Below are 23825 nucleotides of genomic sequence, written 5' to 3'. Positions count from 1 at the left end.
AGAAAATTTGTCCTTGAATGTGGTCCGTATGAGATGTAAGTCATTTATTTAAGAATAAGAAACAGGGAGTGTTTAGAGGGATTGGAAGCTAATACTTATATTTAAAATTAATATGCAAGATCAGTAACAAATAGTCATTTCAAAGACGTGTAGAATTATTTGTACCTTAATTGTTAAACCATAATTTTAGACGTTGTTAAAATGCATAATTAGCACAATTGATACATAGTGTATCTCTGTTTTAATGCAATTTATCTATGTTTATCGGTATTTTAGCGCTTTGGCTATCTGTGGATATTGCTAGATATGCAGATTTAACAATAGTTAATCAATACACTGTTCTTCTAGATAACTTTGATAAGGATTAAAAATTGTGATCCGCATCACATTTTTTAATGTGCTAAATGTTTCATTTATGTTTCTTATTAACAGAATTAAAGCTTGCCTAATCCACATATTGTGGTGATTAACTCTGTGTAAGTGTGGTTAATAAGGGTATTAAAAAATAACCGTCAAATTAATTAACCAAATAAATCACAGTAATTAACAATATGTTTTTATTGGTTAAAATTTTGAGCATTGACGGAGTTAAAGTGAATCCTCAGTATCAGGTGCAACACTAGTACAGCAATAACTGTACAAGCTGTAAGCATAAAAATAATAGTAAGATCTAGGGAGCATTCATACATGATCAAAAGAACTAAAGTAGCGTCAGCTATTAACTTAGCTATCGTTGCATCTATCACTACTGGTGCATTTGTTACGTCAAGCGCATTTGCTGCTGAAGAAAAAGCAAAAGTTGAACGTATTGAAGTGACAGGTTCACGCATTCAACGCCAAGATATGGAAACAGCATCTCCTGTGACCGTTATTGATGCTGCTGCGATTAAAGCGGAAGGTTTTACTTCTGTTGACCAAATGCTGCAAGTACAGACTTCGATGGCGGGTGCGGCAGTGGGTTCAACCACAAACAACGGTGCTGACGGTGTTGCACAAGTTGACTTACGTGGTATGGGTGCAGAGCGTACGCTTGTGCTACTGAACGGCCGCCGTATGGTGAACTCTGGTTCTGGTGCCAACAGCTCTGTGGATTTGAACTCAATCCCTGTTGCTATGATCGCTCGAGTCGAGATCCTGAAAGACGGCGCTTCTGCTGTTTATGGTTCTGATGCGATTGCAGGTGTTGTTAACATCATTACGAAGAAAGACTTTGAAGGTTTCCAATTAGATTTTAACGGTAGCAGTACAGACAAAGGCGATGGCGAAAATGGTGAGGTCAGTGCGCTATACGGTTTTAATACCGATGGAGGTAATTACACCTTCGGCGCTGCTTATTCAGACCGTCGTGGTGTGATCCAATCTGATCGTGATTGGACGAAACCAGGTTCTAGCTCTTTTGTCCCTAATGGCGCATTCCTAGGTAATGAACTAGATGAGAATGGTCAGCCAGTGCTTGACGAAAATGGTAAGAATGTACAGGAAATGAAAACTCTCCAAGGGCAAGAATGGGGAGCGATGCAAAATGGTTATGATTTTACTAAAGATAGTTGGTATCAAACGCCAAGCAAACGTTATAGCTTATTTGCAAATATGACCCAGGAACTGGGTAATGATCTGGTGTTATCAGGTGATATTTTATACACCAAGCGTAAGTCCGATCAGCAACTCGCCGCACAACCAGCAGATATCATGCTTAATGTATGTGATGCCGCAGGTGTGCCTGCTGGTGCACCTTGCATAACACTTGATAATGCTATGGTTGCAGGTGGTATTGAGGCCGATAAAACAGGTCGTGTTAACTATCGTCGTCGGACTAATGATGTTGGTGCTCGTGTATATGAGCAAGATACTGATACATACCGTATTTCAGGTGATTTGGCTGGTACACTAGATATTCATACTGGTATGAACTGGGACGTGTCTTATACCTATGGCAAGAATAAGGCTTCAACCTCTGTCGCGAATTCGATTAATGCCACTAAAATGAAACAATCTGTTTATGCTAATCCAGATGCTTGGTTTAATGGTCAATCATTAACTCAAGATATTATTGATGATGTGGGTTATTTTGAACAAGCTAATGGCGGCAATGAGCAACACACTGTAGCAGGTGTATTGAGTGGTGAGCTGTTTGATGTAAGTGCTGGTGCAGTCGGTTTTGCTATCGGTACTGAGTATCGCCGCGAGAGTGGGTATTACAATCCTGATCCAGTAGTGATTGCAGGTGATAGCACCGCGGCACAACAGGATCCAACTGATGGTAGTTACGATGTCATTTCTGTCTATCAAGAAGTGAGTGTGCCCTTCACTGAAAAATTAACGGGTGAATTCGCATTACGTTTAGACGATTATTCAACCTTTGGTAAAGCAAGCACTTGGAAGATAGGTTTAACCTATGCTGCGACCGATGATTTGATGGTTCGAGGCGTGGCCGCAACGGGCTTCCGAGCTCCTAGTGTCAGTGAACTATACGGTGGTAACACTGGTTCATACGATTATTTAGATGATCCTTGGGGTAATGAGCAAGATCCACAAATTTTAGTGAATTACACGTCAGATGCTGATTTGAAACCAGAAGAATCTGAGTCTTACACTGCTGGTTTAGTATATTCACCTAGTTATGTTGAGGGAATGTCTGTCACATTAGATTATTGGCGTTTTAAAGTATCAGATGCGATTACTCGTTTAGATGCGCAAGCCGGTTTAAAAGATTGTCATGCTGGTGATGAAATTGCGTGTGAGACCTTTAAGATCACGCTTGATGGTAATTTGGATAACTTTACTAATCCATTAACTAACGTGGGTAGCCAAGATACTAGTGGTATCGATTTTAATTTAGCCTATAGTTTCGAAGGCTTAGGTTTAGATTGGAAAATTAACAACGATACGACTTATTTGATTAATTTTGAGCAAGAGAGCAAAACGTATACAGGTACTATAGACGGTAACTTCGGTGCTTATGCTCGGGTTCGAAACAATTTCAGTCTATCTGCGGGCCAAGGAGATTGGAGCCTAATGTACTTCAACCGTTATATTGGTGAGATGTCTGATCTTGCTAAAGGCTACGATGTTGATGCAGTGCTATACCATAATATTGCTGGTACTTATCATGTAAATGATATGACTACAGTTAGTTTAGGGGTTAAGAATTTCACAGATGAAGAACCTTCTCGTGTTTCTAACGGTAGCGATGGTGGTACAGTTCCACAAGTATATGATACAGTCGGCCGCGTGATTTACGGTGGTGTAACTGTTAAATTCTAAGCTAAGTTCAGACTCTTAGTTTCTAAAAAGCGCCTTAGGGCGCTTTTTTATTGGGAGTTTATGAGATGATTTTAGAGTCGCTAATCATCAGTTGATTGGTTGTTAATATCGTATTTTGTTCACAGTTTTCAACATCACACTTCTTAACGAATGTAATAGCGCTAGAGTCGTCTCGATTCGCATGGTAATATAAATGATATAGATTCTCGTTTGGGCTTTAAGGATGAGTAAAATACTCTTGGTCGATGATGATCCATTGTTTAGCGTTTGGTTAGCTGATGCCCTATGTACGCAAGGGCATGAGGTTAAGTGTGCGGTTAATGGCATCGAGGGTCTGGCATGCATTGAAAGTTTTGCTCCAGACATCATAGTGCTTGATTTAGTGATGCCACAGATGAATGGATTTGAGTTGCTAAAAGCGCGTGAATGTTCAACGCCAGTATTGATGATTTCAGCACGTGACAATGAAGATGATCGCATCACTGGTTATGAATTGGGGGCAGATGATTTTCTGAGTAAGCCGTTTAGCATAAAAGAGATTTTTGTCCGCTTACGAGCCTTAGAGCGGCGTCTCTGTGCCGGTCACTCTCACTCGCCGCAAATGGCGACTGTGGCGGCTAAAGTGATTAACTTCGATGAAATGAGTTATAGGATCACTATTGGCACCCGCTATGTCGATTTGACCCAAACCGAGTTTAAATTATTTAAATATCTTTTTGAAAGAAAAGGCCAAGTCATCACTAAGCAAGAGTTGCAGCGCTCAGTGCTACAGAAAGATTTGGGCCGATTTGACCGTAATCTGGACATGCACATTAGTAACACTCGCCGAAAGTTAGCTAACATCAGTTTGCCGCGTAACTTGATTAATACAGTACGAGGCCAAGGTTATAGTTTTATGGTCTAATATCTTCATTAACTTATAGTGAAAGCTCATTTTTTGTGGATTTTAGGCGTGTTAACTGGTCAATTAAAGGCCGATTGCAAGTGTCTTGACTGAATTTAATGGCTTTCGTTTTCCCCTTGGGATGTTTTGGTTTATTCTATCGGCCATATAATAAAATGTGCCGTGTGCTATCTGTCGCACGCCATTAAATTGCCCTTAGTTTTAACAACCTATTAGGAATCATTATGCGGATCAGTGCCAACTTTGATGGCGGAAATATCCAAGTCGTCAATCTTGATAATAAAGACGATATTCAACTTGCTATCCGCCCTGATGCAGGTGGTGAGTTTTATCAATGGTTCAATTTTCGATTTGAAGGTGAGGTGGGTAACCATTACACCTTGAATATTATCAATGCGGGAACCGCTTCTTATACCAAGGGATGGGAAGATTATCAGGCGGTGGCCAGTTATGATCGCCAGCATTGGTTCCGTATTCCGACTCAATATCAAGACGGTAAACTGAGCATTAGCATAGAGTTAGATTGCGATGCCATTCAAATCGCTTACTTTGCACCCTACAGCTATGAGCGTCATTTAGATTTACTCAGCGGCGCCCAGTTACACCCAGATGTCAATTTAGAGCATTTAGGCCTGACCTTAGATGGCCGCGATATTACTCTGATGAAAGTAGGGAATGGCGATCCTTCTAAACGCAATATTTGGATCACCGCCAGACAACATCCGGGTGAAACGATGGCTGAATGGTTAGTTGAAGGCCTAGTGAATCGTTTACTCGATAATGACTGTCCCACGGCAAAGGCGCTGCTTGATAAGGCCAATTTCTATATAGTGCCCAACATGAATCCCGATGGCAGTGTCAGAGGTCATCTGCGCACTAACGCGATTGGGATTAATCTAAACCGCGAGTGGCAAACACCGAGTTTAGAAAAAAGCCCTGAGGTATATCACGTCGTCAACAAGATGCAGCAAACGGGTGTTGACCTGTTTTATGATGTGCATGGTGATGAAGGCTTACCTTATGTGTTTCTAGCGGGTTGTGAAGGCGTCCCCGCTTATAATGATAAACTCGCGCAGCTGCAAGCGGACTTTAGTCAAGCATTGACCTTAGCCAGTGCCGATTTTCAAACTCAGTATGGGTATGATAAAGATGAGCCCGGTCAAGCGAATCTGACCGTAGCGTCTAATTGGGTTGCCCAGACCTTCAAGTGTTTATCAAATACCCTTGAGATGCCGTTTAAAGACAATAATAATCTGGCCGATCCTTTTGTGGGTTGGTCACCAGAACGCAGTATTTATTTAGGTGAAGCATCGCTAATTGCCATGCTCGCCGTTGTTGATAAGTTACGTTAGGGCGAGGCTGATATGGCATTAATTGAATGTCCGGTGTGTCGTAAACGTATGTCGAGCAAAGCGTCTTCATGCCCCCATTGCCAAGCAAAAACCGATGGCGACAATGAGTCCTTATCGCGCATTAGTCATATTCAAAAGTCCAGCAGCTTAATGAATCAGAGTTTCGTTGCTATGACCTTGTTCATTGCTGGTGTGGTGATTTGGTTTTGGGGTGGGGAACCCGCCGAAGGTATGCGTGCGAATATCGCCGGAATATGCTTTGTGTTTGGTTTTGTAGGTTATCTCATTACACGAGTCAGAATCGTGTTACATAAGCGGAAAAGTGTATGACGGATATCAATCAAGTGATCGATCAAATGCCCATTGAAGTTTATGAAAGACTTCGCAGTGCTGCTGAGCTGGGTAAGTGGGAGGATGGTACTGTGTTGAGTGAGACTCAGCGTGAATCGACTCTGCAGGTGGTGATGTTGTATCAAGCGCGTAAGCTTGAGCAAACAGAGCATTTCACTATTGCATCTGACGGTAAAATAAATGAGCTGTCTAAGGCCGAGCTGAAAAAGCAATTCCGTGGTGAGCCAATTGCCGGCTTTAAAGCACAGGATTTATAATTTCTGACTGGCCGCGCAGATCGGCTTGCAAGGTGTGCTTTATTAGGAATTAGGTGTAAGTCTGAGGTTGGCAAGGGGAGCTAGCATTTTATCTTTTGTTAGTGATATCAATGCTAACATTGATTTGATATCAAATAACTTCAATGCAACTCTTGGTCCGCAAAAGTCTTAAAATAAACACTCATTTAGTGCTGTTAAGTCTGAACTAAAATCTAGTCTGAGTTTAAATCAAAAAAGCCCATCAAATATGGGCTTTTTTTGTTGCTAGCGTTTGAGGGCAACAAACAGATTAGAAGACTATATCTTTAATCTATGCTCAGTTCACCGACTAGATTTTGTAACATGGCCGCTTTTATCTCAGCTGGCTGCAAATTTTTAGATAGCAAATAATGCAGTTTTGCTAAGGCCGCTTCTATGGTCATATCGGCGCCACTGATCACGCCTGCTTTGGCTAATGCATTGCCTGTGGCGTAGCCGCCCATATTCACCTTACCTTGGAAACATTGGGTTAGATTCACCAGCACTATGCCACGTTCATCTGCTTGCCTTAAGGTTTTGAGTAAGGCGGCATCCTGCGGTGCGTTACCCACACCAAATGTCAGCAGTATGAGGGCTTTAACTGGCTGTTGCAGAATGTTCTCAAAAATCTGTGTCGATATTCCAGGATACAAGGTCACCACACCGACAGGTTGTGGGCTGATATGAGCGACTTCTAATGGGGTATCGTTGGCGACCGTGATTTTGCCTGCGCGCAGATTGATTTTGATCCCCGCCTCAAGCAGTAGCGGGAAGTTGGGTGAGGCGAAAGCATCGAAGCCGTCGGCGTGGGCCTTAGTCGAGCGATTACCCCTAAAGAGTTTGTTATTGAAGAATAAACACACTTCAGCGACTGGATAATTCGCCGCAATATAGAGTGAGTTCAATAAATTGGTTTGGCCGTCTGAGCGCAGCTGGGCGAGGGGAATTTGCGAGCCCGTCACTATTACAGGTTTTGATAAGCCTTGCAGCATAAACGACAGTGCCGAAGCTGTGTACGCCATGGTATCTGTGCCGTGAAGGATCACAAAGCCATCGTACTTATCGTAATTGGCTTGTATATCGTCGGCGATCATCTGCCAATCGGTTGGTGCCATATTGGAAGAGTCGATAAGCGGGCAGTATTCGTGGATGACGAATGTCGGCATTTCTTCATGGTAAAACTCAGGCATAGATTGCACGCACTGAGTCAGGAATCCCGCGACGGGAACAAAGCCGTTATCGGTCTTTTGCATACCGATGGTGCCACCAGTATAGGCAACATAAATGGAGCGTTTAGTCATTCTTGTCGTTTTCTTAGCTTCAAGTGGCCGAATTATACGATTTTACTGACATAAACCCAATAAAAAAGCCCGGAGATCCGGGCTTTGTCTTTGTCATCATCTTGAAGTTGCGAGCTGCAACCTAGACGCTGGCAGATTTAGTTCATCATATTGCAAGTATCACAGTAGATGTAGACGTTATTTGGATCATCGAAAGAGGTGAGTGTTTTCAAACTGCTAGTCCACTGTTGTAGCATTTGTTCTAACATCGATGACTGACTTAGTGAGGCGGGCAGGTAGCTCGATACTGAGGCAAACATCTGCTGCATGAATTTTTGTTCGGGTGTCAGCTCTTGTTCGATGACGCGGGTGTCAAATAGCGTCATATCCGCGAGTTTAGCGGCTTTAGCTATGGCTTCATCTACATCACCTAGTTCATCGACTAAGCCAAGCTCAAGAGCCTTTTTACCGCTCCATACACGGCCTTGAGCAATCTTATCGACTTGTTCTATGGTCATGTTGCGTTCTTTGGCGACCAGGGAGATAAAGTCCGAATAGCCGCGTTCAATATGACGTTGGATAATCGCTTCAATCTGGGGGGAAAGTGTGCGGGTAACAGATAATCCTGCCCATTCTGAGGTCGATACGCCATCGGTATGCACGCCTATACTGGCCAATGAATCTTCAAAGGTAGTGATCATACCAAAGATCCCAATCGAACCCGTGAGTGTTGTTGGCGTTGCGAAGATATAGTCGGCACTGGCTGAAATCCAGTAACCACCGGATGCGGCTAAACTGCCCATGCTCACAACCACGGGTTTACCTGCTGCTTTAAGTGCAAGTAATTCTTGACGAATTTGCTCAGAGGCAAAGGCGCTACCGCCAGGGCTATCAACGCGTAATACTAAGGCTTTAATGTGTTTATCAAAACGTGCCTTACGTAGCAGTTCGGCGGTGCTTTCGCCGCCAATTTGGCCCGCAGGTTGAGTGCCGTTCAAAATTGTGCCACTTGCCACAATAATACCAACACTGTCTTGCTCTACAAAGCTGGGTAATGGTGTCACTAAGGTTAAGTAATCATAAAAACTGACTTGCTTGAAACTGTCACCACTGCTGGCTTTTCCTACTGTTTCTAGCATGGTTTTACGAAAATCTTCTGTGGTCGCTAGGTTATCAACCCATTTCATGTTGATTGCCATTGTGGCTGAATCGCCATTGGCTTTATCGAGTTCTGCCAAATAAGTGGTTGCGTCGGGCACCAGAGAATTCGGTTCGATATTGCGATTGCCAGCAACCGTTTGTGTGTAGCTTTGCCATACATCGGCTAACAGTGCACTACTGGCTTCCCGCGCAGCATCTGACATATCGTCACGTATGTAGGGTTCAACTGCTGATTTAAAGGTCCCCACGCGGAAAATATGCGCTTTGACTTTGAGTTTTTCTAAGGCCGATTTGAAATATTGGTTGTACATACTCAGGCCATCAAGCGAGACACCGCCTTGGGGATTGAGGTAAATGGTGTCGGCAAAACTGGCGAGGAAATATTGATTTTGCTCGTAGTAGTTACCGATGGCGATGACTTTTTTACCGCTCTCTTTAAAGCGATTGAGTGCATTACCGATAGATTGTAGTTTGCTGATCCCAGCACGTTTAAGATCGACCAGATCGAGCACTAGTACGCTAATACGTTGATCTTGCGCTGCATTGTCAATGACATAAAGCACATCGGCGAGTAGGATTTCACCATCGGCGTTGGCATTTTGGCCTTGTTTGAATGCGGCTTCTAAGGGATCGACTTGTTGTTTCTGATCGACAATAGAGCCGGCTAAATTAAGCACCAGTGCCGAATTATCTTCAACTTGGATATCTTCGCTACTGCCAATGGAGATAATGATCGCGGCTAAGAGTCCAAAAAAGATTAGATTGAGGATGAGTTTACGTGTCCCGTTCAGGGTGTGCCAAATAAACAAACATATTCTCTTGAAAAACGATGGGTTAGCGGACATCTGCCACTCCTTTATAAGTCCAATCTGCCAATGCTAACTGAAAATGGCGCTACAGGCTAAACACAATTGTAAAGGATTTTGACTGATGGCCTCGATCCAACGGTTGAGCTTAGATTTGACACAAGGTATGCTGATTTAAATCACTTGTTTTAAAAGGATGTTTGAATGTCGTTTCCCCATTTATTAGAACCCTTAGATCTGGGATTTACCCAGCTCAAAAACCGTGTGCTTATGGGCTCAATGCACACAGGTTTGGAAGAAGAAAAGGGCGGATTTGAGAAACTGGCAGCGTTCTACAAAGAACGCGCTCTGGGCGGTGTAGGTTTGATTGTGACGGGTGGTATTTCCCCCAATCTTCGTGGTCGCCTTACGCCCCATGCCTGTCAGCTGAGTTTTCCTTGGCAAGTGGGTAAGCATCGCGTGGTAACGCAGGCGGTGCATGAGGCTGGTGGTAAGATCTGTATGCAAATTTTGCATGCGGGACGTTATGGCTATCATCCTTTTTCCCAAGCACCAAGTAAGATTAAGTCACCCATTACACCCTTTACGCCGTCTGCTATGTCCAGCTGTCAAGTGCGCTCGACCATTAAGGATTACGCCAGTTCGGCCGCCCTTGCCAAGAAAGCGGGTTACGATGGTGTTGAGGTGATGGGCTCTGAAGGATATTTGATTAATCAGTTTGTCAGTGCGCGCACCAACACTCGCACCGATGAATGGGGCGGTGCGTTTGAAAAACGGGCGCAATTCCCGATTGAGATTGTTAACGCGATACGGGCAAAAGTCGGTAAAGATTTCATCATTATCTTCCGTTTATCTATGCTCGATCTAGTGGATAACGGTTCAACTTGGGATGAAGTGGTGCAGCTCGCCCAGTGGTTAGAGCAAGCTGGCGTGTCCATTCTAAATACCGGTATTGGCTGGCATGAAGCGCGTGTACCGACCATTGCGACAAGTGTGCCCCGTGGCGCCTTTGCGTGGGTGACGGAAAAGCTCAAACAATCTGTTTCCGTTCCCTTAATTGCGACTAACCGCATTAACACCCCTGAGATTGGTGAGCAGATTATCGCCTCTGGTCAAGCTGACATGGTGTCGATGGCGCGGCCTTTCCTCGCCGATCCCGAGTTTGTCAATAAAGCGGCTGCGAACACACCGGAGCTTATCAACACCTGCATTGGCTGTAACCAAGCATGTCTTGACCATACCTTTTCCCTCAAGCGCGCAACTTGCTTAGTGAATCCTCGCGCCTGTTATGAGACTGAAATCAACTTCTTACCCACAGTAAATAAAAAACGTATCGCTGTGATGGGGGCAGGTCCTGCGGGCATGGCATTTTCTGTCTATGCCGCTATGCGAGGCCATCACGTTGTCTTGTTTGAAGCGAAATCCGAGGTGGGTGGTCAGTTTAATCTCGCCCGTAAAATCCCTGGGAAAGAAGAGTTTAACGAGACTATTCGTTATTTCATTAACCAAATTAAGCTGCATAAGGTGGAGCTGAGATTAAACACTCGCCTCGATGCCAGTGTGTTGGCGACGGAAAAGTTTGATGAAGTGGTAATCGCCTCAGGCGTTGTGCCGCGTGATTTAGTCTTACCCGGCTTTGATGACCCACGGGTGGTCGATTATCAAAAAGTGCTCTCGGGTGAAGTGACTGTCGGTAATACGGTGGCCTTGATTGGCGCCGGCGGTATAGGGTTCGATATGGCGCACTTTTTGTGTGAGCGCCAGTCGAGCACCTTGAACCCCGATAAATGGCTACAACAGTGGGGCATAGATAAAACTTACCAGCATGCGGGCGGCCTAACTGAACCTCATTCCGACAATACTGATCATCGTAAGGTGTTTTTACTGCAACGTAAAACGTCGAAGATGGGCAAAGGCTTAGGCAAAACAACAGGCTGGATCCACCGTCTTGTGCTTAAGCAACATGATGTGAAGATGAAAACGGGCGTGAGTTACGACAAGTTTGATGATGCAGGACTGCATATTCGCGTGGGTGAAACCGCTGAAGTGCTGGCCGTTGATAATGTCGTTTTGTGTGCTGGGCAAGAATCGAATCGCACGTTAGTAGATGAGATGAAAGCAACGGGCCTGCCTGTGCATCTGATTGGTGGCGTAGATGTCGCGGCAGAGCTTGATGCTAAGCGTGCAATCCGCCAAGGCGCTGAACTGGCAATGCGTTTATAGAAAGTCGATAAGCCTTACGTTTTAAACCTTAACGTATTCAATTTTAGATCCTGAAAGCCTGAACTTGTGTTCAGGCTTTTTTGTTTTAGTTTGTTTGTGTGAATGCATTGTAAATAGAGAAACGGGAGAATAGTGGGTTTTAAAATGTTTGGTATCTAATGGCGCGGATTGAATAAGGCTGTATTGAAAGGGGCTGTCTGTCTTAAAGCTACTCTTTGTTTAAGAGCTCATTTTTGTTTTAAAGCGATTTTTGCTTTTAACGCTACATCTTGTTTAAAGCAGCTTATTGAACAATCGAGTCTTGCCGTTATGAGTCTTCAAACACTGCCTGTTTCTGCGTGCGTGTGTCACTTGCTACATTTTGTGTTTGCTTTGGCTTAGCCAAACTGGCTTTATTCTGATGAGATTGACACGCATAGGTGACCACCGCTGCACCTTCAGGTGATAAGTCCAGCTCTAAATCTTCGGTTGGCACACAGCAGCAGGGCAAACATTCATCATGTTTAAGTTCGGCTAAGGGTTCGTTTAAGTAGCTGACTTTTCCGCTGATGACGCGTGTTTTGCAGGCACCGCAGAAACCGTTGCGGCATTCTGAGAAGATTTTGACGTTTTTTGCCTCGAGCGCTTGCAACAAGGTGCCTTGTTGCTCGGTAAAGAGCAACACAGGTTGACCTTGAAGGCGCACGATTGGCGCCTTTGCAAACAGGTTTTGTGGCCGTTTTTTTGATGTCACAGTTTTAATGCCATTTTGTAACGTCACTTTTAAGTGTCTTATAGATCGAAGTCGAGGAATTCATCGCCATCAACCGCGGAGTCGATTTGGCCGACAAGGTATGAAGAGACTTCAACTTCCTGTGGTGCAACTTGCACTGCATCGCTTTCTAACCAGTTTTTCATCCAAGGTAATGGATTGGTTATTTCTGGGTATGGTTGCGGTAGATTCACCGACTTCATGCGTTGATTAGTAATAAACTCAACGTATTGGCACAGGATCTGTTCATTCAAACCTATCATAGAGCCGTCTTTGAACAGGTATTTGGCCCATTCTTTTTCTTGCTCTGCGGCTTTGAAGAATAAATCGAAAGCTTCCTGTTGGCATTCTGCAGCAATTTCACCCATTTCTGGATCGTCTTTACCGCCTTGCATGATGCTTAAAATATGCTGAGTGCTGTTTAAGTGTAAGGCTTCATCACGGGCGATTAAGCGAATAATTTTCGCGTTACCTTCCATGAGCTTACGTTCAGCAAAGGCAAATGAGCAGGCGAAGCTAACATAGAAACGAATAGCTTCTAGGGCGTTGACTGACATCATGCACAGGTACAAGGCTTTTTTCAGGGTACGGGTATTGACTATGACTTCTTTGCCATCGATGACATGGGTTCCAGCACCGAGTAAATGGAATATCTGAGTCAATTGGATCAAGTGATCGTAATAAGCGGCGATATCGGTCGCACGGCTTAAGATTTCTTTGTTCACGACGATATCGTCGAAGATCACTGAAGGATCGTTAACGATATTGCGAATGATGTGGGTGTATGAGCGCGAGTGAATCGTCTCAGAGAAAGACCAAGTCTCAATCCAGGTTTCTAATTCAGGCAGTGACACCAGCGGCAAAAAGGCCACATTGGGTGAGCGGCCTTGAATCGAGTCGAGTAGGGTTTGGTATTTCAGGTTCGAAATAAAGATGTGTTTTTCATGATCAGGCAATGCACCGTAGTCAATCTTATCGCGACTGACGTCTACTTCTTCCGGTCGCCAAAAGAAAGATAACTGCTTTTCTATCAGTTTTTCGAACACTTCATATTTTTGTTGATCGTAACGAGCCACGTTGACCGATTGACCAAAAAACATAGGTTCACGGGTGGCATCGTTGGGTGTTTGACAGAAGGTAGAGTAGGCCATGGTGCTATTTTTCCAATGGATAGGGATCCACTAAATAGGGATCCCTATAAAACCGTTAACGTTAAAGTTAAAGACTAGATTTTACATGCGCCGCCGGCGCAACCGTCATCTTCTTTCTCTAAATTGGTGATGTCATCGTGTGAATCCGACGCACCATCGCGAGTGTTATGGTAGTAAAGCGTTTTAACACCTAACTTGTAAGCATTGAGCAAATCTTTCAGCAGGGTTTGCATGGGGACTTTACGGCCTTCAAAACGTGAAGGATCGTAGTTAGTGTTAGCCGAAATCGCTTGGTCAACGAATTTCTGCATAATACCCACTAGCTGTAAGTAACCGTCGTTGCTTGGCATTTTCCACAGCAATTCATAGCTATCTTTCAGTGTATCGAAATCGGGTACCACTTGTTTTAGCTGACCGTCTTTGCTCGATTTCACGCTGATAAGGCCACGTGGTGGCTCAATACCATTGGTCGCATTGGAGATTTGCGACGAGGTTTCTGATGGCATTAATGCCGACAGCGTTGAGTTACGCAGGCCATATTGCTTGATATCGCTACGCAGTGATTCCCAGTCTAAGTGCAATGGTTCGGCACAAATTTTATCCAAGTCACGTTTGTAGGTATCGATTGGCAAAATACCTTGAGAGTAAGTGGTCTCGTGGAATAACGGACACGCACCTTGCTCTTTGGCCAAGTTCATTGAGGCTTTCAGTAAATAGTACTGAATCGCTTCGAAGGTTCTGTGGGTTAAAGCGTTCGCGCTACCATCAGAATACTTCATGCCGTTTTTCGCTAAATAGTTAGCGAAGTTGATCACGCCTATGCCTAAGGTACGGCGATTCATCGAGGCGATTTGCGCGGCTTTGATAGGGTAATCTTGATAATCCAATAGATTATCCAGTGCGCGTACGGCGAGGTCGGCTAATGGCTCAATATCAGATAATTCTTTGATAGAACCTAAGTTAAGTGCTGACAGCGTACAAAGCGCGATTTCACCTTCAGGATCATCGATGTTGTTCAATGGTTTAGTCGGCAGGGCGATTTCAAGACACAGGTTAGACTGTCTGATCGGCGCAACTTTTGAATCGAACGGGCTGTGAGTGTTACAGTGATCCACGTTCTGAATGTAGATACGGCCCGTTGAGGCGCGCTCTTGCATCATCAGTGAAAACAGCTCAACGGCTTTTATGGTTTTCTTACGAATGCTGCTGTCTTGCTCATATTGCAGATATAAACGCTCAAACTCGTTTTGATCTTCAAAGAAAGCATCGTACAAGCCAGGCACGTCAGATGGGCTAAACAGGCTGATGTTTTCGCCTTTGATCAGACGTTGATACATGACTTTGTTCAACTGCACACCGTAGTCTAGATGACGGATACGGTTGTCTTCGACGCCGCGGTTATTTTTCAATACCAGCAGAGATTCGACTTCTAAGTGCCAAATAGGGTAGAACAGGGTCGCAGCACCGCCACGCACGCCGCCTTGAGAACACGACTTCACTGCGGTTTGGAAATACTTATAGAAAGGTAAACAACCTGTGTGGAAGGCTTCACCACCACGGATTGGGCTACCTAAGGCGCGAATACGACCAGCGTTAATACCGATACCCGCACGTTGGCTGACATATTTCACGATAGACGAAGCGGTCGCGTTGATAGAATCTAAGCTGTCACCACATTCGATCAGTACGCAAGAGCTAAACTGACGCGTTGGGGTGCGCACACCGGCCATAATTGGCGTTGGCAGCGACAGTTTAAAAGTTGATACCGCGTCATAGAAATCTTTAACGTATTTCAGGCGCGTCTCTTTTGGATAACGGGCAAACAAGCAAGCCGCAACCAAAATGTAAAGGAACTGCGCGCTCTCATAGATTTCGTGGGTCACACGGTTTTGAACTAAATACTTGCCTTCAAGCTGTTTTACTGCAGCGTAGGAAAAGTCCATATCACGCCAATGGTCGATATAGGTATCCATCACATCCAGCTCTTCGCGGGTGTAATCTCTTAAAATATGTTGATCGTATTTACCCAGCTCAACCAATTTAGTCACGTGAGTATACAATGCGGGCGGCTCAAACTGACCGAAGGCCTTCTTACGCAAATGAAACACCGCTAAACGGGCAGCGAGGAACTGATAGTCCGGTGATTCTGGAGAAATTAAATCTGCCGCAGCCTTGATAATGGTTTCATGGATAGCTTCGGTTGGGATGCCATCGAAAAACTGTAGGTGCGAGCGAAGTTCAACTTCCGAAACAGAAACGTTTTTTAATCCCTTGGCTGCCCAAGTAATTACGCGGTGTATTTTTTCGAGATCGATATTCTCACGATCGCCACAGCGTTTTGTGACTGTCATAGTGCTATTCATTTGGAGATAGGCCTTGGTTCTTATATGTATTTAGGTGAGCAAAATCACCGTACGTATCCTTGTAAAACAATCAATAATCGTCCCTTAAATATAGCTGACTGGTTAAAAACGAGTCAATTAAGCGGCGAGTTTCTAGTGTGTCTGATTGTTACCTATACACAAGATATGGTGTTTTAAATTATATGGGATACAAGATAGTGAGGTTTGCCCCTATTTGCAAGTCTGAATTCAGGGGACATCTTGTGGATAACGTGAGGATAAACTTTTGCGTTAGTAACGACTAACCTTGAAGCTCAATTTCAGGTTAGCGTGTCACACTCATGGGGGATTTTTAGGCGATCTTTTTCTTTAGATCGCGATCGCTCACGAGTGCCGATCTTTTATGCGTCTGATTTTTTCCGTGGGTCATAAATAGCATGCTGACACACTGATGTCCGTCAGTGAAGTTACGCATTGGATGCCTTATTCGTGAGCATTGTAGGCGCTGTTTTTGGTTGATGTTGTTAAGCCAGTGCTTCGATTAGTGCTTGATGTAGCTCAGTTGGGCTTGCAAAATGCGCGTGCGCAGGCCATTGCAACGGCTTGTCGTTCACGTCCAGATAACCCCATAGGGCCACGCCGCCTAACATGCCAGCAGCCTTGGCCGCGAGCAAATCTCGCTCGGCATCCCCAAGATACAAAATGTGCTCTGGAGCACAGTTCAGCTGTTGTGCGCCTAACAGCATAGGTGCAGTGTGGGGTTTTGCGTATTTGGTCGAATCGCCACTGATGATAACGGGCATACGCAAGTGTAAATTCAGTTTTTGCAATAAGGGACGGGTAAACCGGGCAGGCTTGTTGGTGATCACCCCAAACGGCAGCTGAGTTAACTCGAGCCAATCGAGTAATGCTGTTATGCCTGTAAATAGCGCACAATGATCGCCATTTATACGCTGATAGTGGGCGAGCAGTCCTTGCTGTACTTGAGACCGAAGATCTTCTGCCGCATCAGGGATCGCCGCATCGACTAAGGCAAAACTGCCGTGGGATGCGGCGTAGCGCATGGCCGCTAACGGCTGCGCGGCGATGCCGACGTCTTGAAGACTTAAATTGAGGGCTTGCACCAGATCCGGCGCGGTATCCGCTAAGGTGCCGTCGAGATCGAACAGTACGCCTTTGATCTGTGCCAGACTCATATTAATCAACCTTACGCGTCGCTATCATGTAATTCACATCAACCTTAGGCGTGTACTTAAAAATGCCCGTCAATGGGTTGTAGCTTACCCCTAAGGCATCGGTACAGATAAGATCGGTATTATCTACTAGCTCAATCAGCTCCGAAGGCTTAATGAATTTTTTATGCTCGTGGGTGCCAACTGGCAGCATTTTTAGCAAATATTCCGCGCCTAAAATGGTGTGCACGTAGGATTTAATGTTGCGGTTGATGGTGGAGAAAAACACATGACCACCGGGTTTGACCATGTCACAGCATGCTTTAATCACAGATTGTGGATCGGGTACATGTTCGAGCATTTCCATGCAGGTCACCACATCGTAATAGGCTTGATGATCTTGGCTGTGGGCCTCGGCGGTATTTTTTACATAATTAATGTTTACGCCCGTTTCGAGGGCATGCAGGCGCGCGACTTCTAGGGGCTCATCACCCATATCTAAGCCATCAACCTCGGCGCCGATGCGGGCCATGCTTTCAGACAAAATGCCGCCACCACAGCCGACATCGAGCACTTTCTTGCCGAAAATACCGCCAGCGGTTTGATCGATATAGTTTAAGCGCAGCGGGTTTAATAGATGCAGCGGCTTAAATTCGCCGTTGAGATCCCACCAAGTTTCGGCCATACGTTCAAACTTTGCGATTTCCTGTGGGTCTACATTGGTATTCTGATGCATGCTATTACCTGAAGAAGCTGTATTGTGCGGCTATTATAACGACTATGTTTGATAAACAAAGTGCTCGACTGAGCTAAGCCCTTGTGGTTGAGTGAATTTTCAGCAGTTATCTACTTTTATGTTAATTGTTGTGCTCCGTATCGACCTTTTACTTCATCCCTTTGACGATTTTTTTTAATCGTAAGCCGTGAATTTCAACGCTTGTTTATCGCTCAAACGACCAAATTGGCAGTGTTTTCATCTATTAAGCCACCAGACTCTCAATTCGATAATGATAGGTCTGGCGACATTAAATAACTGTGTTAGAATGCCAAATCACGTTTTTGGGCTAGGCAATGATACGGATTATACGTTGTCGGCTATTTTTCAGGGGAACGAGCAGTTTATGACTGATCTGGCATCATCTATTTCGCCAATTAATATCGAAGACGAACTAAAGAATTCGTACCTTGATTACGCCATGAGCGTTATCGTGGGACGTGCATTACCAGACGTGCGCGACGGCTTAAAGCCGGTTCATCGCCGCGTTCTGTTTGCCATGAGTGAATTGAAGAACGATTGGAACAAGCCTTACAAAAAATCTGCCCGTGTGGTCGGTGACGTCATCGGTAAATATCACCCCCATGGTGATTCTGCTGTTTATGACACTATCGTCCGTATGGCCCAGCCATTCTCACTGCGTTACACCTTAGTAGACGGCCAAGGTAACTTCGGTTCGGTCGACGGTGACTCAGCGGCGGCAATGCGTTATACCGAAATCCGTATGGATAAGTTAGCGCACCAATTACTGGCTGATCTTGAAAAAGAGACAGTGGATTTCGTCCCTAACTACGACGGCACAGAACAGATCCCAGCTGTATTACCTACACGCGTACCTAACCTGTTAATTAACGGTTCATCGGGTATTGCCGTGGGTATGGCAACCAACATCCCACCACACAACCTAACGGAAGTAGTGAAAGGCTGTTTGGCATTGATTGAAGAGCCTTCACTGTCGATTGAACAGTTGATGGAATACATTCCTGGTCCGGATTTCCCCACTGCAGCGATTATCAATGGCCGTAAAGGCATTATTGATGCCTATAAAACTGGCCGTGGCCGCGCGATCATGCGTGCTCTGGCAGATGTGGAAACCGAAGATAATGGCCGTGAGCGCATTATCGTCACTGAAATCCCGTATCAAGTGAACAAAGCGCGGTTAATCGAGAAGATTGCCGAGCTGGTTAAAGATAAAAAGCTTGAAGGGATCAGTGGTCTACGCGACGAGTCTGATAAAGACGGTATGCGTATCGTTATCGAAATTAAGCGCGGTGAAGTGGGCGAGGTTGTACTAAATAACCTTTATGCTCAAACGCAAATGCAGTGTTCTTTCGGGATTAACATGGTGGCCCTGACCAATGGTCAGCCTAAACTGTTTAATCTTAAAGAAATGCTCGAATGCTTTATTCTGCATCGCCGTGAAGTGGTGACGCGTCGTACCGTATTTGAACTGCGTAAAGCCCGTGAGCGTGCCCATATTTTGGAAGCGCTGGCGGTTGCACTGGCTAACATTGACCCGATTATTGCACTGATCAAAGCCTCACCCACGCCTGCGGATGCCAAAGTGAAATTGGTTGAGCAAGGTTGGGAATTAGGCCACGTTCAAGGCATGCTGGAAAAAGCGGGCGATGACGCCGCGCGTCCAGAGTGGTTAGAGCCACAATACGGTATTCGTGACGGTCAATACTTCCTGACTGAGCAACAAGCTCAGGCCATTCTGGAACTGCGTTTACACCGTTTGACCGGTCTTGAGCACGATAAGATCATCGCCGAATACGAAGAACTGCTCGAATTTATCGCGGGTCTGCTGTTTATTTTGCGCAGTCCTGAGCGTTTGATGGAAGTGATCAAGGAAGAATTAGTTCAAATCCTTGAAGAATATGGTGATGCGCGCCGTACAGTGATCAATGCCAACGAAGTCGATATGAGTCTTGAAGACTTGATCAACGAAGAAGACGTTGTGGTAACACTGTCGCACTTAGGTTATGCCAAGTATCAACCATTGACCGATTACCAAGCCCAGCGCCGTGGTGGTAAAGGTAAAGCCGCGACGAAAGTGAAAGACGAAGATTTCGTCGAGAAGCTGTTAGTTGCCAATACCCATGATACCATTTTGTGCTTCTCTGATTTTGGTAAGATGTACTGGCTCAAAGTGTATCAACTGCCATTAGCGAGCCGTACGGCCCGTGGTCGTCCAATTGTTAACTTGTTGCCGTTATCCGATGGCGAGCGCATTACTGCGATTCTGCCAGTACGTGAATACGCGGCGGACAAGTACATCATCATGGCGACCTCACACGGTACTGTGAAGAAAACCGCACTAACTGCTTATAGCAATCCACGTGCAAACGGTATTATCGCCGTTAACCTCAAAGACGGTGACCAACTGATCGGTGTCGATATCACTAACGGTGATGACGAAATCATGTTGTTCTCGAACGAAGGTAAAGTGGTTCGCTTTGGTGAGAAAGTTCGTGATTCTGAAACAGGCGAAGTGAAAACCGATCCTGAAACTGGTGAAGAAGTCTTGTCCTTACGTCCTATGGGCCGTACTGCAACAGGCGTTCGTGGTATCCGTTTAGAAGAAGGTCAGAAAGTCGTGTCGCTTATCGTACCCAAAGGCGATGGCGCGATTCTGACTGTGACTGAAAACGGTTACGGTAAACGGACGCAACTGTCTGAATACCCTGCGAAGAGCCGTGCGACTAAAGGTGTAGTTTCAATCAAGGTGAGCGAACGTAACGGCGCTGTTGTTGGGGCTGTTCAAGTCGGTCTTAACGACGAACTGATGCTCATCAGTGATAAAGGTACCTTAGTACGTACACCTGCGAGCGGCGTGTCTATCATTGGCCGTAACACTCAAGGTGTAACGATTATCCGTACTGCGGGCGACGAGAAAGTGGTCGGCCTACAACGTATCGACGAAATCCAAACTGAAGAAGATGAAGTCGAGCTGGATGAAAACGGTTTACCGATTGTTCCTGTCATTGTCGAAGGCGAATTAGCTGACGAGGCGCTTGAAGAAGCGCTGGATGACGAAGAAGAGTTGGACGAAGATGAAGACGAACTTGCTGATGATGAGCAAGACGAAGAGTAATTAAGTGTCATATTAACGAGCGTCCAATTGGACGCTCGTTTTTTTAATGGCATTGATGTTGATAGCATTGTTCGTTTTAGAATGGTTTCGTTTTATCAATACATACATCATGGTTGGGATTAAGGAGAGTGTCAGTGAGCGCGATTTATAATTTCTGTGCTGGACCTGCAATGTTACCCGCAGCGGTAATGAAAAAAGCACAACAGGAATTACTTGATTGGAATGGCCAAGGCGTTTCCGTGATGGAAATCAGCCACCGAAGTAAAGAGTTCATCGCGCTTACACAACAAGCCGAGTCCGATTTACGTGAACTGATGCAGATCCCCACAAATTACCATGTGCTATTTATGCACGGCGGTGGTCGTGGACAGTTCTCCGCTGTTGTGAATAATTTTTTAGGTAATCATGGCAGAGCCCTGTATTTAGTCAGTGGTCAATGGTCATCTGCCGCGTTAGCCGAAGCACAAAAGCTCGTGGGTGAAGCGCAGATTGATAGCTTGAATATTGTTGAAAAACACAATGGACTCAATGCGGTTGTCTTACCTGATTTACATAAGATCGATGCCGATTATCGCTATGTTCACTATTGCCCTAATGAGACAGTAGATGGTATCGAAATTTTTGATGAATTAGACTCACCTTGGCCAATTGTTGCCGATTTATCGTCAACCATTATGTCACGTGAAATCGACGTCAGCCGCTACGGTTTGATTTACGCTGGCGCACAAAAGAATATAGGTCCATCGGGTCTGTCGATAGTGATAGTGCGCGATGACATGTTAACACTGCCGAGTTTACCGCAGTCGTCCATCATGGACTATCGTTTAGCCGTTGAGCATGACTCTATGTTCAACACACCGCCAACCTTTGCTTGGTATCTCGCCGCTGAAGTCTTTGCTTGGCTTAAGTCCATTGGCGGCATTGCGAGTATTGCAAAAATTAATCAACAAAAAGCGCAGATGTTATATCAATGCATTGATGGTAATGCTTTCTACCGTAATGGGGTTGTTGCAGCGAACCGCTCACAAATGAACGTGACTTTCCAATTAGTCAACGAAGCGCTCGATAGTGAGTTCCTAAAGCAAGCGCAAATTGCTGGACTCGTTGCCTTAAAGGGCCATCGTATCGTAGGTGGTATGCGTGCTAGCCTCTATAATGCAATGCCACTCGATGGCGTAGTTGCCTTGGTCAAGTTTATGAATGAGTTTGCAAACAAACATAGCTAGGCTTAGCTGTATTGAGTTACTCATTAGCTTGCGACGCTTAGCGTCTAGAGTTTGCTGCTTGAATATCAACGTTATGCTTATTGAATGTTGATCATCAGTTAGCCATCTCAAGTGAGACATCCCAAAAGCGAATGCTCAAATGCATTCGCTTTTTTGTTAACTTTAATTTATCGACAATGGCGTTAAGCAAGATGACGTTGAGACCAGATGCCTTCAAGAACACTCGTTTTGAGAAAGCCTGTGAGCTGACGCGCATTACTGAGTAAGATGATGGGTTAGTTGTATGTTATTGTTTATCATGATTAAAAGAACGTATCTTTAAATGCGTGTACACGATAAATCAATAGGATGTCACCGATGGATTTGGCCAAGCTTTCGCGGATTAGTATGAAGCATTTGATCACTTTGCATGTGATGCTCGATACCCTGAGTGTAACCGCCAGCGCCGAACGTTTATGTTTAAGCCCCTCATCCGTCAGTAAAACCTTAAGCCAGCTCAGGGACAGCTTGAACGATGAACTGTTCTATCGTAACGGCAACTCACTGGTAGCAACCCCATTGGCAAGACGATTAGGGCCTAGCGTGCAGCAAATGATCAATGATATGAATCAGATCATGAGTCAGGATGCGTTTAACCCTGCACATTTTGAGGGGCGTTTTTCGCTTGCGATGCGCGAAAGTACCTTTGAGCTGCTGGCCGCCAAGCTCAGCGCCCATATTCTGAGCTTGGCTCCTAATATCCGCCTCGATATTTACAGCAAAGACAATATTGGTTTTGATGGATTGCTTAAAGGTACATTAGACTTTGTGCTGTTACCCCATGATCTAAGTCAACCTAATCCTCTTCAAGACGATCTGGTGTGGGAAACCTTGTTTAGCGATGAAATGATCTGCCTGATGAATTCATCCCATCCCTTGGCTAAACAGCCGCATATCAGCTTCGATGATTACCTGAGTTTTAGCCATATTGGCATTACAGACACAGATCTGAGTACGCCTTTTTTTGATATTTTGCTCGCCCAGCAATCTAAAAAACGTGCCGTTCCCATTTCGGTCCCAGACTTTGGCAGTGCGGCGTTAATGTGCCATCACAGTGAGTTGCTCTTTACCTGCTCGCGCCGCTGGGCATCCATCGCTAGCCAAGCTCAAGGCTTAACGATTAAATCTTTGCCTATAGAATATGGCAAAGTGGCTTACAGCCTAGTTTGGCATAGTCAAAGCATGAAAGATCCCGCACTGCGCTGGCTTTATGAGCAAATTTTGCTTTGCAGTCGTTAAAGGTATATAGAAGGTAACACGAGATTGGTTACGCCTCGCTTTGCAAGCGTTGCGGCTAAGCGTTCAATATCGGCTTGTTTACAGCTTGGCCAATTGAGAGCTTCATCGACAACACCATGATGGTGAAAGGCATTTAACTTAACTCGCGTATCTGGGCCTAGCAGAAGTAAATAGGTCGCTAGTGCGTCTATTTCTTCCTCATAATCCGTGATGCTCGGAATGTGCAGCACTCTCACCTCATACAGTTTTTGCTGTTTAGCCAATAACTGGATTGATTTGAACACGGCATGGTTATCACGACCGGTAATATACCTATGGGTATCTTGCTGCCACGCTTTAAGATCAACCATAGCGCCATCTAAAAACGGCAGCAGTTTATGCCATCCCGTTAGACTTAAACTGCCATTGGTGTCGAGC

General features: G+C 45.1%; 17 protein-coding genes. 9 read left to right on the top strand and 8 right to left on the bottom strand.

Annotated elements, in window-relative coordinates:
* The first annotated feature begins 687 nt into the window (after positions 1-687).
* The 5 genes from ACHA99_RS12875 (at position 688) to ACHA99_RS12855 (ending at position 6128) form a co-directional block, all read left to right on the top strand.
* On the top strand, positions 688-3264 hold the full coding sequence (locus tag ACHA99_RS12875) for a TonB-dependent receptor plug domain-containing protein (protein ID WP_393943136.1): 2577 nt from the start codon (positions 688-690) through the stop codon (positions 3262-3264).
* A gap of 223 nt (positions 3265-3487) precedes the next feature.
* Entirely contained in the window at positions 3488-4168 is a 681-nt protein-coding gene (locus tag ACHA99_RS12870; RefSeq protein ID WP_028759856.1) for a response regulator transcription factor, read from the top strand.
* A 224-nt stretch (positions 4169-4392) separates the two neighbouring features.
* The gene (locus tag ACHA99_RS12865; RefSeq protein WP_105252564.1) at positions 4393-5520 is read left to right on the top strand and encodes a M14-type cytosolic carboxypeptidase; all 1128 of its coding nucleotides are present in this window, start codon (positions 4393-4395) and stop codon (positions 5518-5520) included.
* 12 nt (positions 5521-5532) lie between these two features.
* Positions 5533-5850 (top strand): zinc ribbon domain-containing protein, encoded by a 318-nt coding sequence (locus tag ACHA99_RS12860; RefSeq protein ID WP_105252563.1) that lies wholly within the window; start codon positions 5533-5535, stop codon positions 5848-5850.
* Entirely contained in the window at positions 5847-6128 is a 282-nt protein-coding gene (locus tag ACHA99_RS12855) for a YeaC family protein (RefSeq protein WP_028759859.1), read from the top strand. The genes ACHA99_RS12860 and ACHA99_RS12855 overlap by 4 nt, the downstream gene beginning before the upstream one ends.
* A gap of 305 nt (positions 6129-6433) precedes the next feature.
* Here the strand turns inward: ACHA99_RS12855 and ansA are convergent, their stop codons facing one another.
* Together ansA and sppA are read right to left on the bottom strand one after the other, a co-directional pair.
* Positions 6434-7447, bottom strand: a complete 1014-nt coding sequence (gene ansA, locus ACHA99_RS12850; protein ID WP_006086774.1) for an asparaginase — start codon at positions 7445-7447, stop codon at positions 6434-6436.
* Positions 7448-7584: 137 nt separating this feature from the next.
* A complete protein-coding gene (gene sppA / locus ACHA99_RS12845) occupies positions 7585-9432 on the bottom strand; it encodes a signal peptide peptidase SppA (RefSeq protein ID WP_263186402.1) in 1848 nt (615 codons plus the stop codon).
* A 165-nt stretch (positions 9433-9597) separates the two neighbouring features.
* On the opposite strand from sppA, the gene ACHA99_RS12840 reads away from it, so the two are divergent.
* Positions 9598-11616: an FAD-dependent oxidoreductase gene (locus ACHA99_RS12840; protein ID WP_393943132.1), complete on the top strand. Its 2019-nt coding sequence runs from the start codon at positions 9598-9600 to the stop codon at positions 11614-11616.
* A gap of 307 nt (positions 11617-11923) precedes the next feature.
* On the opposite strand, the gene yfaE is transcribed toward ACHA99_RS12840, so the two are convergent.
* The 5 genes from yfaE to ubiG all read right to left on the bottom strand — a co-directional run bounded on the left by yfaE (position 11924) and on the right by ubiG (position 17768).
* Complete coding sequence (gene yfaE / locus ACHA99_RS12835) at positions 11924-12349, bottom strand: class I ribonucleotide reductase maintenance protein YfaE (RefSeq protein ID WP_105253125.1); 426 nt, start codon at positions 12347-12349, stop codon at positions 11924-11926.
* 38 nt (positions 12350-12387) lie between these two features.
* Positions 12388-13518: a class Ia ribonucleoside-diphosphate reductase subunit beta gene (gene nrdB / locus ACHA99_RS12830; protein ID WP_263172069.1), complete on the bottom strand. Its 1131-nt coding sequence runs from the start codon at positions 13516-13518 to the stop codon at positions 12388-12390.
* A 74-nt stretch (positions 13519-13592) separates the two neighbouring features.
* Positions 13593-15881, bottom strand: coding sequence for a class 1a ribonucleoside-diphosphate reductase subunit alpha (nrdA, locus tag ACHA99_RS12825; RefSeq protein ID WP_393943129.1), 2289 nt, complete (start codon positions 15879-15881; stop codon positions 13593-13595).
* A 503-nt stretch (positions 15882-16384) separates the two neighbouring features.
* Entirely contained in the window at positions 16385-17056 is a 672-nt protein-coding gene (locus ACHA99_RS12820) for an HAD family hydrolase (RefSeq protein ID WP_393943127.1), read from the bottom strand.
* Between the two features lies 1 nt (position 17057).
* Positions 17058-17768 (bottom strand): bifunctional 2-polyprenyl-6-hydroxyphenol methylase/3-demethylubiquinol 3-O-methyltransferase UbiG, encoded by a 711-nt coding sequence (gene ubiG, locus ACHA99_RS12815; protein WP_393943125.1) that lies wholly within the window; start codon positions 17766-17768, stop codon positions 17058-17060.
* Between the two features lie 385 nt (positions 17769-18153).
* Between ubiG and gyrA the strand changes: the two genes are divergently transcribed.
* The 3 genes from gyrA to ACHA99_RS12800 all read left to right on the top strand — a co-directional run bounded on the left by gyrA (position 18154) and on the right by ACHA99_RS12800 (position 23408).
* Positions 18154-20904, top strand: coding sequence for a DNA gyrase subunit A (gyrA, locus tag ACHA99_RS12810; protein ID WP_105253124.1), 2751 nt, complete (start codon positions 18154-18156; stop codon positions 20902-20904).
* A 134-nt stretch (positions 20905-21038) separates the two neighbouring features.
* On the top strand, positions 21039-22130 hold the full coding sequence (gene serC / locus ACHA99_RS12805; protein WP_105252556.1) for a 3-phosphoserine/phosphohydroxythreonine transaminase: 1092 nt from the start codon (positions 21039-21041) through the stop codon (positions 22128-22130).
* 357 nt (positions 22131-22487) lie between these two features.
* The gene (locus ACHA99_RS12800) at positions 22488-23408 is read left to right on the top strand and encodes a LysR family transcriptional regulator (RefSeq protein ID WP_168827065.1); all 921 of its coding nucleotides are present in this window, start codon (positions 22488-22490) and stop codon (positions 23406-23408) included.
* On the opposite strand, the gene ACHA99_RS12795 is transcribed toward ACHA99_RS12800, so the two are convergent.
* The coding region (locus tag ACHA99_RS12795; RefSeq protein WP_393943122.1) for a radical SAM protein at positions 23405-23825 on the bottom strand (421 nt) is incomplete at its 5' end. The genes ACHA99_RS12800 and ACHA99_RS12795 overlap by 4 nt on opposite strands.

The sequence above is a fragment of the Shewanella sp. S23-S33 genome, from assembly GCF_043359565.1.
Classification (GTDB): Bacteria; Pseudomonadota; Gammaproteobacteria; order Enterobacterales; family Shewanellaceae; genus Shewanella; species Shewanella oncorhynchi.
The sequence above is the reverse complement of the archived record's forward strand: the minus strand, read 5'-3'. Positions and strand labels throughout refer to the sequence as shown.